This window comes from Paenibacillus sp. V4I9 (genome assembly GCF_030817295.1).
In the GTDB taxonomy this organism is placed as follows: domain Bacteria; phylum Bacillota; class Bacilli; order Paenibacillales; family NBRC-103111; genus Paenibacillus_E.
Genome location: NZ_JAUSZE010000001.1, coordinates 2,834,873 through 2,851,911, shown reverse-complemented (window position 1 = coordinate 2,851,911; position 17,039 = coordinate 2,834,873). Strand labels below are relative to the sequence as shown.

The window sequence follows — 17,039 nt, the reverse complement described above, 5'->3', positions numbered from 1 at the left end:
TCCAGTTTTGGTCTATATCTATTATGTACCATGAAAATGAAAAGGAGACTTGCCTGAACAAGCCCCCCGTTTTCTTATCGAATTTCTTTAATTCTTGCTGCTTTACCACGAAGACCACGCAGATAATAAAGTTTCGCACGACGAACTTTACCACGGCGAGCCACTTCAATCTTGTCAATCTTCGGAGAATGGAATGGGAAAGTTCTTTCCACACCCACACCGTAAGAAATTTTACGAACTGTAAACGTTTCGCTGATTCCACCGCCATGACGTTTAATAACAACACCTTCGAACAGCTGAATACGCTCACGTGTACCCTCGATAACTTTTACGTGTACTTTAAGTGTGTCTCCTGGACGGAAATTAGGAATATCCGTACGGAGTTGCTCTTTCGTAATCTCTTGAATAAGATTCATAGTTGACTCCCTCCTTCCACACAGGTGTTCATTCCGCTTATTGGCATAGTCGTTCTTAGTTGTTATGCGTAGAGGACCACCAGACTCGAACTGTTGAAAAATTCACAACAGAATATATATTATCATAGACAGGAAAGAAATTCAATAGAGAAGTTTTTGGGGGCTTACTCCTCTTGCTTCCGCCCGTTCCATTCAACCACCCAAGCTTTTTCCTCTTTGGATAGTTCTCTTCCTTCAAGCAAATCAGGGCGACGTTCTAGCGTTCGGAACAGAGACTCCTTGCGGCGCCAACGCTTCACATTTTCATGATGCCCTGATAACAGCATCTCAGGTACGTCCCAGTCCCTAAATTTCGCAGGCCTCGTATAGTGAGGATACTCTAGCAAGCCTGTGGAAAATGAATCTGTCACCGCTGACATCTCATTGCCGAGCACACCAGGCAGCAATCTCACTACGCTGTCTATAACGACCATAGCGGGTAACTCGCCGCCTGTTAATACATAATCACCGATGGACAGCTCATCCGTCACAAGATACTGCCTAATACGCTCATCATAGCCTTCATAATGACCACAAATAAACACGAGATGCTGTTCATTAGACAGCTCCTCCGCTTTCTTCTGTGTGAACGTCTCCCCTTGTGGGCACATGAGAATCACTCGCGGCTTCACTGGGTCTTGTCCATCTTCTTGATGTATGGGCAGATTCTCAACAGCAGCAAATATCGGCTCTGGCTTAAGAACCATCCCTCCACCGCCGCCGTATGGATAATCATCTACTGTGTTATGCTTATTATTGGAATAATCTCGAAAATTAACCGTGTTGAGAGCAACAATTCCCTTGTCACGTGCTTTCCCTAAAATGCTGGACGAAAACACACCCTCGAACATTTCCGGGAACAGGGTCAATACATCGATTCTCATTCCATTAATCCTTCCATCAGATGAATACGAATCGTTTTGTTGGCAATGTCCACATCGAGTATCACATCATCAATGACTGGAAGCAGCAACTGTTTGCCTTTCGGCAAAGAAACAACCCATACGTCATTAGCTCCCGGTGTCAACACCTCAGAAACAAGCCCTAACTCCTGGCCTTCTTCCGTAACGACCTTACAACCAATGATCTCGTGATAATAGTATTCGCCCTCTTCAAGAGGTTGTTGCTCCTTAGCTTCAATCTTAAGAAGCGAACCTTTGAATTTCTCAACATCATTAATATTAGAGAACTGGTCAAACTGCAAGATAAACATATTTTTATGTAAGCGGGAGGTTTGCACCGTCACCGGCGTTTGCTTATTTTGAGAATCTACAATTATCAATGCGTTTCCTTTATCAAAACGCTCAGGAAAATCAGTTTCCGGAACCACTTTTAGCTCTCCACGAATACCATGGCTATTCACAATTCGACCAACTGTCACAAGTTTTTCGCTCATATGCGCTTGCCCAACCTCCACATTAATTTACCTTCAAAACCATACAAGAAAAAGGTTAGGAACTAAATCCTAACCTAGTTTCTTATGAAACGATTTCAACGGCTACCCGTTTCGTTTCTTTCACTGCTGCCGACGTGACAACTGTGCGGAGCGACTTCGCAATCTTGCCTTGCTTGCCAATCACTTTACCGACATCGTCGGGATGGACAGAAAGCCTGTACTCGATCTTGTCATCTTTCTCCACCACAGCGACACGTACTTCTTCCGGATGATCGACAAGAGCCTTAGCAATAACGGTGATAAGATCCTTCATGAACCCACCCTCCGAAAGATAACAGATTACTTCTGTAATTTCAGCTCGTGAAACTTAGTCATCAGACCTGCTTTTGAGAACAGGCTGCGAACTGTATCGGACGGTTGAGCGCCAGTTTGAAGCCATTTCAGCGCTTTCTCCTCATCAAGAGTTATAGCTGCTGGTTCAGCAATTGGGTTATAAGTACCGATTTCTTCGATAAAACGACCATCACGCGGGGAACGGGAATCCGAAACCACCACACGGTAAAAAGGAGCTTTATGAGCGCCTACACGTTTAAGACGAATACGTACTGCCATGAAAAATCACCTCCTACTTAGAATAAAATGCTTATTTAAAAGGGGAATTTAAATCCCTTGCCTAACTTCTTCATTCCTTTGGCACCTTTAGGTCCCATCATGCCGGAAAACTGCTTCATCATTTTGCGCATATCGTCAAACTGCTTGATGAAACGGTTGACCTCTTGCACCGAGTTGCCACTGCCTTGAGCAATCCGTTTGCGACGGTTCGCATTGAGAAGTTCAGGCTTGCGTTTCTCTTCAGTTGTCATCGACTTCACAATAGCTTCAACACGTGCCATTTGTTTGTCGTCAACTTTCATATCTTTCATGCCCTTGATCTTATTAGCTCCTGGCAGCATCTCAAGAATTTGATCCAGAGGTCCCATCTTCTTCACTTGCTCCATTTGATCAAGGAAATCCTCGAATGTGAATTCGGCGTTGCGCATTTTGCGCTCCATCTCTTTCGCCTTGTCCATGTCGATTCCGGCTTGCGCCTTCTCAATCAAGGTAAGCATATCACCCATACCAAGAATTCTTGAGGCCATACGATCAGGGAAGAATGGTTCTAGAGCATCCATTTTCTCACCGCTAGCCACGAACTTAATTGGGCAACCTGTAACAGCTTTAACCGATAACGCCGCGCCACCGCGGGTATCGCCATCCAGCTTAGTCAGTACAACACCCGTAAGCTCAAGCTGTTGATGAAAGCTTTCTGCAACATTGACTGCATCCTGCCCGGTCATCGCATCGACAACGAGCAATATTTCATCCGGTTCAACAGCAGTTCGAACATTTTTCAGCTCGTCCATCAGGTTTTCATCAATGTGCAAACGACCTGCGGTATCAATAATGACATAATCATTACCGTTATCTTTGGCATGCTGAAGACCTGCTTTTGCAATATCGACAGGATTTACTTGATCCCCAAGTGAAAATACCGGAACATTGAGCTGTTCTCCAAGAACCTGCAACTGTTTGATTGCAGCCGGACGATAAATGTCACAGGCTACAAGAAGCGGTCTATGGTTTTGTTTAAGGAGCATTTTCGCTAGCTTACCAGAGGTTGTTGTCTTACCTGCCCCTTGCAAGCCTGCCATCATAATGATAGTTGGCGGTCGATTCGAACGAGCTAACTTACTTTGTGTTCCGCCCATAAGTGCGGTTAGCTCTTTGTTAACGATATCGATGACGATCATGCCTGGTGTGAAGGATTTCAATACTTCTTGTCCGATGGACTGTTCCTTCACCTTAGCAATAAAGTCTTTGACTACTTTAAAGTTAACGTCCGCTTCAAGCAGCGCCAATCGTACTTCGCGAAGCGCTTCGCCTACATCTTCTTCCGTCAGCTTACCTTTGCTTCTCAGCTTACCGAAAACGTTCTGCAACCGGTTTGCCAATCCTTCAAATGCCATGCGCTTCACCTCCTGCTTCTGGACTTTCTATATTTTAATCGATCCCTACTATTGTATCAAAAAGTTCCGCCATTTTCCTCTTTAGCTCCGGTTCGCAAACATCAAGCACCTGAACCAGTTCCGCACGCAGCTTCATGCGTTGTTCGTGCTTATGTACGAGATGCAATTTGTTCTCATAATCCTGAAGAGTTGATTCCGCACGTTTAATATGTTCATAAACCGCCTGGCGGCTAATTTCAAAATTCTCAGCGATTTCTCCTAGCGAGTAATCATCATGAAAATAAAGTTGGAGAAAAGTTCTCTGTTTATCGGTCAACAGCGGTTCATAGAAATCAAATAGCAAGTTAACGCGATTCGTTTTCTCAAGCATTTGATCGATAGACATGATCCACCTCCGTAAAGGTTGCACGCTTGACAGCAGCACAACAGAACCTATCATACTGAATTCCAAGATGATTGTCAAGCATTTGACCTTGTCAGTTAAAGAACAAAAAAAAAACCCTCTAACCGACTAACGGCTGAGGAGAATTTTTCACGCATCAGAGAAGCAAATGATTAAGCATTCTCTTCTTTTTGCTCACCGATCCATTTGCCAAAGAGGGCATGTACGAATTGCTCGGAATCAAAAGGTTGAAGATCATCCATTTTCTCCCCGAGGCCAACGAATTTCACAGGAAGTGATAACTCTTGACGGATAGCTACAACGATACCGCCTTTGGCCGTACCATCGAGCTTGGAAAGTACCAACCCTGTCAGACCTGTTTTGTCACCAAAAAGCTTTGCTTGGCTGAGTGCATTTTGTCCCGTAGTAGCATCTAAAACGAGAATTACCTCATGGGGAGCATCAGGAACTTCACGCTGGATAACGCGATAGATCTTATTCAGTTCCTCCATCAAATTCACTTTGTTTTGCAAACGACCCGCGGTATCGCATAACAAGATGTCTACATTACGCGTTTTAGCTGCCTGCACTGCATCAAACATGACCGCGGCAGGGTCGGCACCTGATTGCTGTTTAATCACATCAACACCAACACGCTCGCCCCAAGTTTCCAACTGCTCAATTGCACCGGCACGAAATGTATCGCCTGCAGCCATTAACACTTTTTTCCCTTGTGATTTGAACATGTGTGCCATTTTACCGATTGTCGTTGTCTTCCCTACGCCATTCACACCAACAAACAAAATGACAGATAATCCATTTGGATTTAAGTTTAGTCCTGCATCAGCGTCTCCCTTTAATAGCTCAATTAACTTTTCGGAAAGGATCGGTTGAAGCTCCGCGGGATCTTCAATTTTACGTTTCTTCACCTCGGCGCGAAGCTGATCGATTAGCTTAAGCACTGTATTTACACCCACATCAGCGCCAATTAGAATTTCTTCAAGTTCCTCATAAAAGTCTTCATCTATCTTCTTGCGGCGGCTAAATAAATCATCCACACGATCGACGAAGGCATCTCTTGTTTTGGTTAGTCCTTCTTTGAACTTATTCGTGACCACTTCGGCCTTACTGGAAATACTTTCCTTTAATCGTTTAAAAAAGCTCATGGTTCCTCCTAATAAAAATAGCATTCAACCTAATTATGATGCGGACATGGCGGCTTCTTCATCCTCTAAACGAACGGATACGAGCTTGGAAACACCGCCCTCTTGCATTGTTACCCCGTACAGCACATCCGCTTCCTCCATCGTCCCCTTGCGGTGCGTAACGACGATAAATTGCGTCATTTCAGAGAACTCACGCAAGTATTCGGCAAAACGAGATACGTTTGCTTCGTCCAAAGCAGCCTCTACCTCATCTAGTACACAGAATGGAACCGGCTTTACACGGATAATTGAGAATAACAGCGCAATCGCTGTGAGGGCGCGCTCTCCACCGGAAAGAAGCTGAAGATTTTGCAGTTTTTTACCAGGTGGTTGTGCAACGATCTCGATACCTGTATCCAGCATATTCTCCGGCTCAGATAGAATCAAATCCGCACGGCCACCACCAAACAATTTAGCAAATACGACGCCAAAGTGCGAGCGAATCGCATCAAAAGTGGTCTTAAATCGTTTGGACATTTCTAGATCCATTTCACGGATGACCTGATAAAGCGTCGTTTTGGCTTCGATCAAGTCATTTTTCTGAGAGTCTAAGAATTCATAGCGCTCAGAGACCCTCGCATATTCTTCAATAGCGCCAAGGTTCACATCACCAAGCGAAGCGATTTCGCGTTTAAGTTCGCGCACTCTACTCTGCGTACCTTGGATATCTTCCGGTACTGGATAGCGCTCTTTAGCTAACTCATAGCTAAGCTCATATTCTTCCCCTAGCTTCTTCAGCAGGTTTTCTAGCTCAACATCCAGTCGAGTTACCCGGACCTCAGTTTGATGCAGACTCTCTTCAACCTGTTTCAGCTGAATACGTTGCGTCCGGGTTTCGTTCTCTTCTTGCTCGAGCTTATGTAACCAATCAGTTCGTTCAGCACGCTTGAAATCAATGTTTTCTGAGCATTGCTGCTTCTTGATTTTGAGATCATTAAGTAATTCAACTTGAAGTACAGTCTCTTGATCAAGCGCTGCCATATCTTGCTCCAACTGCTCAAGCAGACCGCGGTTCATTTCCATTTCCCGCTCAGCTTCGCCTAGATCCTGCTGCAGTCGCCGTTGTTGATCTTGTAGCGATTGTTTCTCTTGCGAAATAGAAGCAACCTTGACCTTTAAATCCGTCAACTGGCTTTGCAGCTCTTCCTTCTCCGACTCACTCGCTTTACGGGAGTGTTCGGCATCTCGAATCGCTTGCTGTAAGGAAGCTTCTTCTTCCTGCAGTTCAGCCAGCGCTGCTTCGGACTCGACTTTCTTCCGTCCAAGATCAGCCTGCTCTTCAAGCAGCGAACCTCGATCTTGACTATCCAGTGTTAGCTGTTCTTCAACTGTGCGGCTTTCGGACTCAAGCGGATTCAATTCTGCCCGAATTTGCTGCTCGGTGATACGTTTTTGCTCACCTTGCTGACGGAGCTGTTCGATCGTCATCATATCATCCGTAATCTCGCGCTTCATCACGCTGGATTGGCTGCGTAAACCGCTGAGCTGCTCCTCAGAAGTTTTGATCTCCTGATCCAGCTCCTCAATTTGACGTTGACGTCCAAGCAGATTCGTTGATTTCTTCTGCAAGCTTCCGCCTGTCATCGAACCACCAGGGTTCACAACGTCACCTTCCAGCGTGACTACCCGATAGCGATACTGTGCTTTAGCAGCAATATGATTCGCATCTTCTAAACTCTGCGCCACAACAACATTCCCAAGCAGGCTTGAAAAAATGTTCTGGTAGGTGGACTCAAATGAAACAAGGTCAACCGCAAGGCCGACAAAGCCTTTGGAAGATTTCAAAGAACTAAGCTCACTGTCGGAAATCGAGCGTCCGCGAATAACATTCATAGGCAGGAACGTAGCTCGTCCCATTTGACGGCGCTTCAAGAAGGCAATGGCTTCACGCCCATCCGCTTCGGTCTCGACAACGATATTTTGCAACGCGCCGCCGAGCGCCGTCTCAATCGCAACCTCAACGTCTGCCGGCACCTTAACAAGCTCGGCTACGGCCCCGCGAATACCGCGCAAATCCTTGCGGCTCTTCGCTTTAAGAACTTCTTTAACTCCCTGCATGAAGCCATCGTAATCGTTGGCCATCTCTTTCATCGTGTCGCGGCGGGATGTCAACGCATCCAACTTCTGCTCCCATTTGCGGACCATGCTTTGTGCTTCATCAAGCAACCCTTGCTTGCTTTTCAAGCTTTGGGTTAACTGCACATACCTTTGTCGTTCATTCTCAATTTCACTAACCGTTTGTTCCAATTTAGCCGTCAACTCTTGCTTACGGATCAAAATCTTCTCGCGCTGTTCCGACCATTTCTGACGTTCTTCATCTAGCCTTTCCAAACGACGACCGATACTTTCCGTTTGCTGCTCAGCGTAACGAATCTCGTTCCTCGCCTGAGCCATCCGGTTCAGCGTTTCTAGTAATTCGCCCTTCAACTGATCTTCAGGCGAGGAGCTAATACCGCCATTAACCCCAAGTAACCGCTGTTCTTCCGCGGTCAGCTTTGCTTGAAACTCAAAAAGCTGGGCGCCAATTTGAATGATTTTCTCCCGCTGCTGGCTCAGCTCTGCATCTTTATCTATTTTACGCTGTTCTTGAATTGCGATAGTAGTGCTTAGCTGCTGGTGATTAGCCACGTAATTCTTATTACGTTCTTTAAGCACCTCGCCATGCCCTTCGCACTTCTCGAAATCTTCGCTCAGCTGGAGTAAACTTTCTTGAAGCTTTTCCAGCTCCTCCTCTAACCTTCGAGTTTCCCATCTATGCTTCTCCAAGTGCGCATCATGCTGATTCACAATCGTCGAAAGCTCTGTTTGTTCTTTGACTAGCTTCTCTAGTAACTGCTTCGAATCATTCCATGAAATGTAAATCTGATCAATTTGATGTACATACATAGCAATCTCACTGCTTTTGAGCGTCTCCCGAAGCTCTTTATAACGAATCGCCTTCTCAGACTGCTCGCGAAGCGGTTCAATTTGATCCTCAAGCTCAGAAACCAAGTCGTGAATCCGCAGCAAATTTTGCTCCGTGTCACTTAATTTCTTCTCCGCTTCACGTTTACGCGATTTATATTTAACAATCCCCGAAGCCTCTTCAAAGATCCCTCGACGATCTTCGGATTTCGTACTTAAAATTTCTTCAATGCGGCCTTGTCCAATAATAGAATAAGCTTCTTTCCCTATCCCTGTGTCCATGAACAATTCCGTAATATCTTTCAGGCGGCAGGGCTGCTTATTAATTAAATACTCACTTTCCCCACTGCGATGCACCCTGCGAGTAACCGTCACTTCATTGAAGTCAAGTGGAAGCGATTGCGACGTATTATCAAGCGTAAGCGAGACTTCCCCATAATTGACAGCTCGGCGCGCATCACTGCCTGCAAAAATAACATCTTCCATTTTACCGCCACGCAAGGACTTCGCACTTTGCTCACCTAACACCCAGCGGATACCGTCCGAAATATTGCTTTTTCCACTGCCGTTAGGACCTACAACCGCGGTAATACCGCGTACAAATTCCAGCTCCGTACGGTCTGCGAAAGACTTAAACCCGGATAATTCAATCCGTTTCAAAAACATGGTCTCACCTCAGAAATTATTGTAACATATCCCTTATAAAAATAAGAGAAAAAAACAAAAAGGCGGCCGCAGCCGCCCCTTTAAGCCATATGCATTACCGCTGAACGGTTACATTCAATTTCGACAAGGCTCCAGCAGCTGCCTGCTGTTCCGCTTCTTTCTTAGAACGTCCTGCTCCGGTTCCCAGAAGGTCGGCATCCATGTGCACTTCAGCTACAAACTCACGTTCATGAGCTGGCCCACGTTCATTCACAATGCGGTATTCCAATAAACCCATGTTGTGATGTTGGGTATGCTCCTGCAAGAGAGTCTTGTAATCAATAATTAGCAGTTTACCTTCACTGGAGATTTTTGCGAAAACGTGCTTTTTGAGAAAACCTTTTACGATATCCAAGCCTTGATCAAGGTATAAAGCTCCAACAAAGGACTCGAAAACGTCGGCAAGGAGCGCTGGGCGTGACCGCCCTCCAGTTAACTCTTCCCCTTTACCGAGTAATACAAAAGCACCGAAATCCAAATCTTCAGCGAACGTAACGAGTGACGGCTCACAAACGATAGACGCCCTGAGCTTCGTCAGTTCACCTTCTGAACGCCCTGGATAAGAATCATATAAAAATTCCGAAACTGTTAGTTCAAGGACAGCATCCCCTAGAAACTCCAGACGCTCGTTATCTTTATGCCCAGCAATGCGGTGTTCATTGACATAAGAAGAATGGGTAAAAGCTTGCTGAAGCAGCTCTTTTTTCCGAAATGCAATCCCAATTCGCTGCTGCAACTCTTTAATATCACGGTTCATAGCCTTTATTCACCACCCAGAGAGAATGATATTCCGTTATCTTTCTTCGTAGGAAGGCAAATTATGCTTCAAACCTTTTCAAGATAATCGTTGCATTATGTCCACCAAAGCCAAACGAGTTCGACATCGCAATGTCTACCTTCGCTTCACGAGCTGTGTTTGGTACATAATCCAAATCACACTCAGGGTCTTGGTTGACCAAATTGATTGTAGGTGCAATCAAGCTATTCGCAATGGTTAAACCACAGATAACAGCTTCTACACCGCCTGCAGCGCCAAGTAAATGGCCCGTCATTGATTTCGTCGAGCTAACAGCTACTTTGTAGGCGTGTTCGCCTAAAGCTTTCTTAATAGCCGTAGTCTCCGATCTATCTCCTACTGACGTAGAAGTTCCATGAGCATTGATGTAAGTAATCGACTCTGGGCTAATGCCCGCGTCTTTAATCGCTTTGACCATACAACGCGCTGCCCCGTCCGGATCTGGATCTGTCATATGATAGGCATCACCGCTCATCCCATAACCAATCACTTCGGCATAGATGCGTGCCCCACGCTTCTGCGCATGTTCAAGCGATTCCAAAATCATCACACCTGCTCCTTCGCCCATGACAAAACCATCGCGGTCTGTATCAAACGGGCGGCTAGCCAAGTGAGGCTCTTCATTACGAGTTGACATGGCACGCAAAGCACAGAAGCCAGCTACACCAATTGGTGTAATCGTTGCTTCAGCACCGCCGCAAATCATTACGTCAGCATCACCACGTTGAATCATTTTGAACGAATCACCAATGGAATGTGTACCTGTCGCACAGGCAGTAACAGCCGTGGAATTCGGTCCTTTTGCCCCTGTAATCATTGAAACTTGACCTGACGCCATATTCGCAATCATCATCGGAATAAAGAAGGGAGATACGCGTTTCGGACCCTTCTCCAAAAGAATTCTATGCTGTTCTTCCCACGTATTCAAACCGCCAATTCCTGATCCAACCGATACGCCCACGCGTTCAGGATCCGTATCTTCCTTCACATTCAAGTTCGCGTCTTTTAGCGCATTAATAGCACCAGCTACAGCGAATTGAACGAAACGATCCATCCGACGTGAATCCTTACGATCTACATAATTCTCAATATTAAAATCTTTAACCTCAGCAGCAATACGAGTCGGATACTCGCTTACATCAAAATTCTCGATCAAACTGATTCCGGATTGACCGGAAGTCAGATTGCCCCAAAACGTTTCTAAATCTTGACCAAGGGCAGTAACTACGCCCATACCTGTAATTACAACTCTGTTCATTTGTACCACCTTCTATGTAGTAAAGCTTCATTTTTTATTGTTTGAAAATGGAGAGAAAGTCCCGTCTTGATTAGAAACGGGACTCGGTAGACTATTACGTATGAGATTTTATGTAATTCGTAACTTCTCCTACAGTCGTAATCTTCTCAGCATCTTCATCGGAAATTTCTAAATCGAACTCATCTTCTAATTCCATTACTAATTCAACTACATCGAGAGAATCAGCACCTAGATCTTCTTTGAAAGATGCTTCGAGGGTGACTTCAGCTTCATCAACCCCTAGACGATCGACAACAATTCGTTTAACACGATCCAATACGTCGGACATCCGGTTCACCTCCTCTTTGGTATTATACGAGAATCTCTGACAGATTGCCAGTAGTCAATTTTGAGATTCTCTTTCTGGTAAAACTTACATGTACATGCCGCCATCCACATGGAGTGTTTGGCCTGTCATGTAGGACGCATCGTCTGATGCAAGGAAGCGAACAACCTTTGCAATTTCCTCAGGTTGACCAAGGCGCTCCAGTGGAATTTGCTTCAGCATTTGCTCTCGCATCTCGGATGACAACTTGTCCGTCATATCGGTTTCAATGAAACCTGGCGCTACAGCATTCACCGTAATGCCTCGAGAAGATAATTCTCTCGCAGTCGCTTTGGTTAAGCCAATAACGCCTGCTTTTGCTGCTACATAGTTGGCCTGACCCGGGTTACCGAGCACACCCACTACAGAAGATATATTAATAATTCGACCGAAACGCTGTTTCATCATCGGGCGAGTAACGGCTTTTACACAGTTGAACACACCCTTGAGATTCGTAGCGATGACTTGATCGAACTCTTCTTCCTTCATCCGCATGATTAAATTGTCTCTTGTTATTCCAGCATTATTCACAAGAATATCAATTTTACCAAAACTTTCTAGCGTTTGCTTCACTAAATCATCAGCTTCTTGAAAACTGCTTACGTCAGCACGCAGCTTAATAGCTTTACGTCCCATCGCTTCAATCTGCGCAACAACTTCTCCAGCAGCGGCTTCACTTCCTGCATAGTTCACAACAACATCAGCGCCATGTTCAGCCAAATGCAAAGCAATCGCTCGGCCAATACCTCGAGATGCCCCCGTTACCAGTGCCACCTTACCCGTTAACATGATTGTGTACCTCCTGCATGTACTTCTCCAACGCTTCTAGGCTACCGATCGACACGGTTTTCACCGTTTTGTCTACCTTTTTGATCAGACCTGCGAGAACCGTTCCCGAGCCAAGCTCAATAAACGTATCGACGCCTTGGCCGATTAGATAGACAATGGTGTCCTCCCACAATACTGGAGAGTACACTTGCTCTACAAGCAGCCCGCGAACATGGCCAGGCTGCGTGACAGGACGAGCCGTTACGTTAGCCACAACGGGCACGGCTGCATCACTCATCTCGATCGATGCGAGCACCTCTGCAAGGCGCTGCGAAGCTGGCTTCATGAGTGAAGAGTGAAAAGGTCCGCTCACCTCGAGCGGTATTGCACGCTTCGCTCCGGCTTCTTTGCAGCGTTCGACAACCGCTGCAACGCCCTCTTTACTGCCCGAGACGACGATCTGTCCCGGGCAGTTCACATTGGCGAGCTCCACGACGGAGCCGCCGCTTGAGATAGCCGTGCATAGCTCCGCAAGCGCTTCGCGCTCGGCTCCCAGCACGGCTGCCATCGCACCCAGGCCGCCTGGGACGGCCTGTTCCATGAACTCGCCGCGGGCACGAACCGTGCGGACCGCGTCTTCGAACGCGAGTACGCCCGCTGCGACCAGCGCGCTGTATTCACCTAGACTATGTCCGGCGACATAGTCTGGCTTAATGCCAGCTGCCTTGAACGCTTCCAGACAAGCAATGCTTGTTGTCAGCAGCGCAGGCTGCGTGTGATACGTGATCTTCAATTGGTCCTCTGGACCTTGGAAGATCAGATCAGATAACGAAAAGCCTAGCGCTTCGTTAGCGCGCTCAAAATATGCTCTAGCAGCAGGATGATTCGTGTATAAATCTAGACCCATACCCACCGACTGCGAGCCTTGACCAGGAAATACAAATGCTATTTTACCCATACGAGAAAAGGATCCCCTTCCGCGATAATTTTCAGTAATTAATTATATATATTTACTTAAAATTCCATTTGTTTGTCGGGTGACTATTTTTCAAACATCCTTATTGACACTATCCCCTTGGCTCAGTTCTTCAGTTCTTCACACAGCGCCTACTCAATTTGTTTACTGAGTCTCGGGGATAGTGCTAATAGCATCACTCGGAAAACTTTTATTCAGCTGCCAGTCTTTAGACGATCGTCATTTTTTTAAGCGTAATCCTCGGGTTCAGTGGAAAGAAGAAAAAATTGTCTTTTTTAGCCACCTGAGCCTTAGGGATAGTGCAGATAGTAAAGGACTACCAAACCAAAGCAGCTGCGCCCCAAGTAAGGCCGCCACCGAAGCCGACTAGCACGAGGCGGTCGCCTTCATTCAATCTGCCCTGCTCAACTGCTTCAGCGAGTGCTACTGGGATAGAGGCCGCGGACATGTTGCCGTACTTGTCTAGGTTGATCATGCATTTGTCGTCAGTTAGTTCTAGACGATTTAAAGAAGCTTGAATGATTCTCATATTCGCTTGGTGCGGTACGAGCAGATCGATGTCTGTTTTTTCCCAGCCTGCTTTGCGCAGCGCTTCATCAGCGGCATTGCCCATAATCCGGACGGCGAATTTGAAGACTTCAGCTCCGGCCATGTAGATGTAGTGCAAACGTTGGTCAATGGAGGCTTGTGAGGAAGGATTGCGCGACCCGCCACCTTCAATTTTCAGGAGCGGACCTCCTGTACCGTCAGCACCCAGCTCGAACGATTTGAAACCTCTATGTTCAGGCACTTCCCCAATAACAACGGCTCCAGCGCCATCGCCAAAAAGAATGCATGTGTTACGGTCAGTATAGTCAGTAATTTTGGATAAGCAATCGGCGCCAATGATAAGTGCATGTTTATATGTACCTGTGGCAATGAAGTTAGAGGCATTAGCTAGTCCATATACAAAGCCCGAACAAGCTGCCGACAAGTCAAAAGCTGCTGCTTTTTTGGCTCCCAGCTTCTCTTGGAGAATACATGCTGTTGAAGGGAATGCCATGTCAGGTGTAATCGTCGCTACTATAATTAAATCAAGTTGGTCTGCCGTAATCCCTGCATTAGTCAGGGCAATCAGAGCGGCTTCATAGCAAAGATCAGACGTAGCTTGTCCTTCGGCAGCTATTCTTCTCTCACGTATACCCGTTCTGGTCACGATCCATTCATCATTCGTTTCGACCATGGTTTCCAATTCTTGATTTGTTAAAATTCGTTCTGGTACATATTTACCCGTTCCGAGTACCCCAACTGGTATTAAGTTCATGTTGTTATATCTCTCTTCCCGTGGCTAATTTCGGCAGATATCGTGCCAACCAAATCATTTTGTAAGGCAATTCTCGCTTGACGAACTGCATTCTTAATAGCATTCGCATCGGAGGAGCCATGGCTTTTTAGGACTAATCCATCAATACCCAAAAACGGGGCCGCCCCATGTTCGTTATAATCCAACTTTTTGCGGAATTGTGTAAGTCCTGGTTTCAAGACAGCCGCTGCAAGTTTAGTGAAGAAGGTTTTAGTGAACTCTTGTTTAAGTGCTGAGAAAATGGTAGACGCAGCGCCTTCCAATGATTTCAGCATGATATTCCCCGCGAATCCATCGCACACGATGACATCGCATTTGGCACGAAGTACTTGAGAGGATTCGACATTCCCTACAAAATGAATTGGAGCTTGTTCCATTAAAGGATATGCCGTTTTCGTTAATTCATTCCCTTTGGTAGCTTCTGTACCCACATTCAGCAGGCCTACACGAGGCTTGGCAATACCATGTACTTTGGAGCGGTAAATACTGCCCATAATGGCGTATTGAATCAGCTGTTCGGCTGTTGCATCCATATTGGCACCTAGATCTAGTGCAAGCACACCATTTCCATCCATGGTAGGAATCATAGGCGCTAGTGCAGGACGTTCAATCCCTGGAATTCTTCCTACGACTAGCAATCCAGTCGTCATCAAAGCACCTGTATTTCCTGCGGAAATCATGGCTTCCGCTTTCTTCTCACGTACCAGCCTTCCTGCTACCACCATGGAAGCGTCTTTTTTGCGGCGAACGGCCTTAACGGGCTCATCCTCTGCTTCAATGACTTCTTCCGTGTGATGAATAGTTAAGTTCGCAGGCCTTTCTGTGAGATGCGCTTCAATCGCGGCGCTGTTGCCGACCAGAATGATATGAACATCCTTCCATTCTTTGGCCGCTGCGAGTGCACCTTCCACTACGATTTTAGGGGCATTGTCGCCACCCATTGCATCAATCGCGATTCGCATGCAGCTTGTCCTCCCTATCTAGATGTTGCTCTTTCTTCGAATGAAAGATCACAAAGTTGCCTCGAAAAACCGTTTCATCGCCAACATATGAAAACACCTCGACTCTTGCTTTCCCTTTGGAAACGGAACGCACATAGGCTTTGGCGATACATTTCTCTCCGAGCTTTACAGAACGAATAAAACGGATGTCTGCAGAAGCTGTTAAAGCTATGGGATCGTCGATGACGGCAACCGCCAGGGAGTTCGCTTGCGAGAAAATATGATGTCCTCTTGCAATTTTGGTTCTTGAGAAAACATGATCTTCTTTAATTTCAAAAATCGAGATACCGCTTTGATCCAGCTGTAAATCAATCACTTCTCCAATAATTTCATCAATGGGCAGTGAGCGTACATGATCGTACGTTTTGACCGCCATATGCTTCATTCGTTCCCGAAGCTCAGGAATGCCGAGTTCCAACCGATCCAAGCGGACGGTTTGGATACTGACCTGAAACGTTCGCATCAGTTCTTCGTCTGTCATAAAAGGATTAGCTTCAATGGCTTGAAGTAATTGCTGCTGCCTTTGTCGTTTAGGAAGGCGTTCGATGGCGAGCACCACCTTATCTCGTGAGATCTCATCTTATTACCAGATACTAAACTGTAGTATATTAAATTTATAGCCAAAAAGAAAGCAAAAAAAATAGCACCTCACACTAGGATGAAGTACTATGTCCAATCTTATGCTTTTACGATCTCTCTACCTTTGTAAGTTCCGCAAGACTTGCACACACGGTGTGCTAGCTTCAGTTCTCCACATTGTTCACATTTCACCATGCCTGGAACTTCCAATTTAAAGTGAGTACGGCGCTTGTCGCGACGAGTTTTGGACGTTCTTCTTTGAGGTACTGCCATATTCAAAACACCTCCTTATACGAATTTCAACGATGCCTTATTCTTTGTTAAAAAAGTCCGCGAGACCTGCAAGCCTAGGATCAATCTTCTCCTGCTTACAGCCGCAATCAACGTGATTGCGGTTCTCTCCGCACACGGGACAGAGACCTTTGCACGCTTCGTCACAAAGTGGTATGTACGGTAAACCGACCACTACATTTTCTACAACGTAAGGCTCCAAATCGACTTTATCTCCAACCACCAAATGAATATCCTCATCTAGATCCGGATCTTCTTCTTCTGGTTTTTGCATGAAGACTTCCTCAAAAGGAAGTTCGATTGTTTGGTTAGTGTGCGATAAGCATCGTGAACAGCTTAACTCCAAGTCTAGCGTTAACGTACCGTTAACTTTTGCTACTCCATCTTCATACACGGCTTGAAGATCGACGTGTACGGGACCATGACCAAGGATATCTTGACGTCCTTCAAAAGGATCGGTCAATGTCAATTCTTCGGTCATATGAACCTGCCCTTTAAGAGATAGCTCTCTAAAACGAATTTGCATGTTTTTTTCACCCCAAACAAACAAAGATTATTATATCCAGTTTGTATGCCTTTTGTCAATTTAAATTATATTATTTTTACTAAAT

The 17,039-nt window shown here is 45.8% G+C and carries 19 protein-coding genes; all 19 read right to left on the bottom strand.

All coding sequences use genetic code 11. The features are described from left to right. Positions 1-74 precede the first annotated feature (74 nt). Positions 75-416 carry a 50S ribosomal protein L19 gene (gene rplS, locus QFZ81_RS13060; RefSeq protein WP_028558249.1) on the bottom strand — a complete coding sequence of 114 codons (342 nt, stop codon included), beginning with the start codon at positions 414-416 and terminating at the stop codon, positions 75-77. Between the two features lie 164 nt (positions 417-580). After that, positions 581-1,339: a tRNA (guanosine(37)-N1)-methyltransferase TrmD gene (gene trmD, locus QFZ81_RS13055; RefSeq protein WP_307603022.1), complete on the bottom strand. Its 759-nt coding sequence runs from the start codon at positions 1,337-1,339 to the stop codon at positions 581-583. After that, positions 1,336-1,851 carry a ribosome maturation factor RimM gene (gene rimM / locus QFZ81_RS13050; protein ID WP_307443547.1) on the bottom strand — a complete coding sequence of 172 codons (516 nt, stop codon included), beginning with the start codon at positions 1,849-1,851 and terminating at the stop codon, positions 1,336-1,338. The genes trmD and rimM overlap by 4 nt, the downstream gene beginning before the upstream one ends. An 82-nt stretch (positions 1,852-1,933) precedes the next feature. Beyond that, on the bottom strand, positions 1,934-2,164 hold the full coding sequence (locus tag QFZ81_RS13045; RefSeq protein WP_047672782.1) for a KH domain-containing protein: 231 nt from the start codon (positions 2,162-2,164) through the stop codon (positions 1,934-1,936). A gap of 26 nt (positions 2,165-2,190) precedes the next feature. Continuing rightward, a complete protein-coding gene (gene rpsP, locus QFZ81_RS13040) occupies positions 2,191-2,463 on the bottom strand; it encodes a 30S ribosomal protein S16 (protein ID WP_307603020.1) in 273 nt (90 codons plus the stop codon). A gap of 35 nt (positions 2,464-2,498) precedes the next feature. Continuing rightward, positions 2,499-3,857 carry a signal recognition particle protein gene (ffh, locus tag QFZ81_RS13035; protein ID WP_307443549.1) on the bottom strand — a complete coding sequence of 453 codons (1,359 nt, stop codon included), beginning with the start codon at positions 3,855-3,857 and terminating at the stop codon, positions 2,499-2,501. A gap of 34 nt (positions 3,858-3,891) precedes the next feature. Next, positions 3,892-4,242, bottom strand: coding sequence for a putative DNA-binding protein (locus QFZ81_RS13030; RefSeq protein ID WP_307603018.1), 351 nt, complete (start codon positions 4,240-4,242; stop codon positions 3,892-3,894). A gap of 170 nt (positions 4,243-4,412) precedes the next feature. Next, complete coding sequence (gene ftsY, locus QFZ81_RS13025) at positions 4,413-5,405, bottom strand: signal recognition particle-docking protein FtsY (RefSeq protein WP_307603016.1); 993 nt, start codon at positions 5,403-5,405, stop codon at positions 4,413-4,415. Positions 5,406-5,438: 33 nt separating this feature from the next. Further along, positions 5,439-9,014 (bottom strand): chromosome segregation protein SMC, encoded by a 3,576-nt coding sequence (smc, locus tag QFZ81_RS13020; RefSeq protein WP_307443553.1) that lies wholly within the window; start codon positions 9,012-9,014, stop codon positions 5,439-5,441. Positions 9,015-9,108: 94 nt separating this feature from the next. Continuing rightward, positions 9,109-9,810 (bottom strand): ribonuclease III, encoded by a 702-nt coding sequence (gene rnc, locus QFZ81_RS13015; protein ID WP_307443554.1) that lies wholly within the window; start codon positions 9,808-9,810, stop codon positions 9,109-9,111. 61 nt (positions 9,811-9,871) lie between these two features. Beyond that, entirely contained in the window at positions 9,872-11,107 is a 1,236-nt protein-coding gene (gene fabF / locus QFZ81_RS13010; protein WP_307443556.1) for a beta-ketoacyl-ACP synthase II, read from the bottom strand. 94 nt (positions 11,108-11,201) lie between these two features. After that, entirely contained in the window at positions 11,202-11,435 is a 234-nt protein-coding gene (acpP, locus tag QFZ81_RS13005) for an acyl carrier protein (protein WP_028558238.1), read from the bottom strand. Between the two features lie 84 nt (positions 11,436-11,519). Further along, positions 11,520-12,260 (bottom strand): 3-oxoacyl-[acyl-carrier-protein] reductase, encoded by a 741-nt coding sequence (gene fabG / locus QFZ81_RS13000; RefSeq protein WP_029195326.1) that lies wholly within the window; start codon positions 12,258-12,260, stop codon positions 11,520-11,522. Further along, positions 12,247-13,197 carry an ACP S-malonyltransferase gene (gene fabD / locus QFZ81_RS12995; protein WP_307443558.1) on the bottom strand — a complete coding sequence of 317 codons (951 nt, stop codon included), beginning with the start codon at positions 13,195-13,197 and terminating at the stop codon, positions 12,247-12,249. Before fabD ends, fabG begins: the two co-directional genes overlap by 14 nt. A 334-nt stretch (positions 13,198-13,531) precedes the next feature. Continuing rightward, positions 13,532-14,518: a beta-ketoacyl-ACP synthase III gene (locus tag QFZ81_RS12990; RefSeq protein WP_216625518.1), complete on the bottom strand. Its 987-nt coding sequence runs from the start codon at positions 14,516-14,518 to the stop codon at positions 13,532-13,534. Beyond that, complete coding sequence (plsX, locus tag QFZ81_RS12985) at positions 14,515-15,519, bottom strand: phosphate acyltransferase PlsX (RefSeq protein WP_307443561.1); 1,005 nt, start codon at positions 15,517-15,519, stop codon at positions 14,515-14,517. Before plsX ends, QFZ81_RS12990 begins: the two co-directional genes overlap by 4 nt. Then, on the bottom strand, positions 15,503-16,117 hold the full coding sequence (gene fapR, locus QFZ81_RS12980; RefSeq protein ID WP_047672754.1) for a transcription factor FapR: 615 nt from the start codon (positions 16,115-16,117) through the stop codon (positions 15,503-15,505). The genes plsX and fapR overlap by 17 nt, the downstream gene beginning before the upstream one ends. Positions 16,118-16,236: 119 nt before the next feature. Continuing rightward, positions 16,237-16,410: a 50S ribosomal protein L32 gene (gene rpmF, locus QFZ81_RS12975; RefSeq protein ID WP_029195321.1), complete on the bottom strand. Its 174-nt coding sequence runs from the start codon at positions 16,408-16,410 to the stop codon at positions 16,237-16,239. A gap of 37 nt (positions 16,411-16,447) precedes the next feature. Continuing rightward, the gene (locus QFZ81_RS12970; RefSeq protein ID WP_307443563.1) at positions 16,448-16,954 is read right to left on the bottom strand and encodes a YceD family protein; all 507 of its coding nucleotides are present in this window, start codon (positions 16,952-16,954) and stop codon (positions 16,448-16,450) included. Between the last annotated feature and the right edge of the window lie 85 nt (positions 16,955-17,039).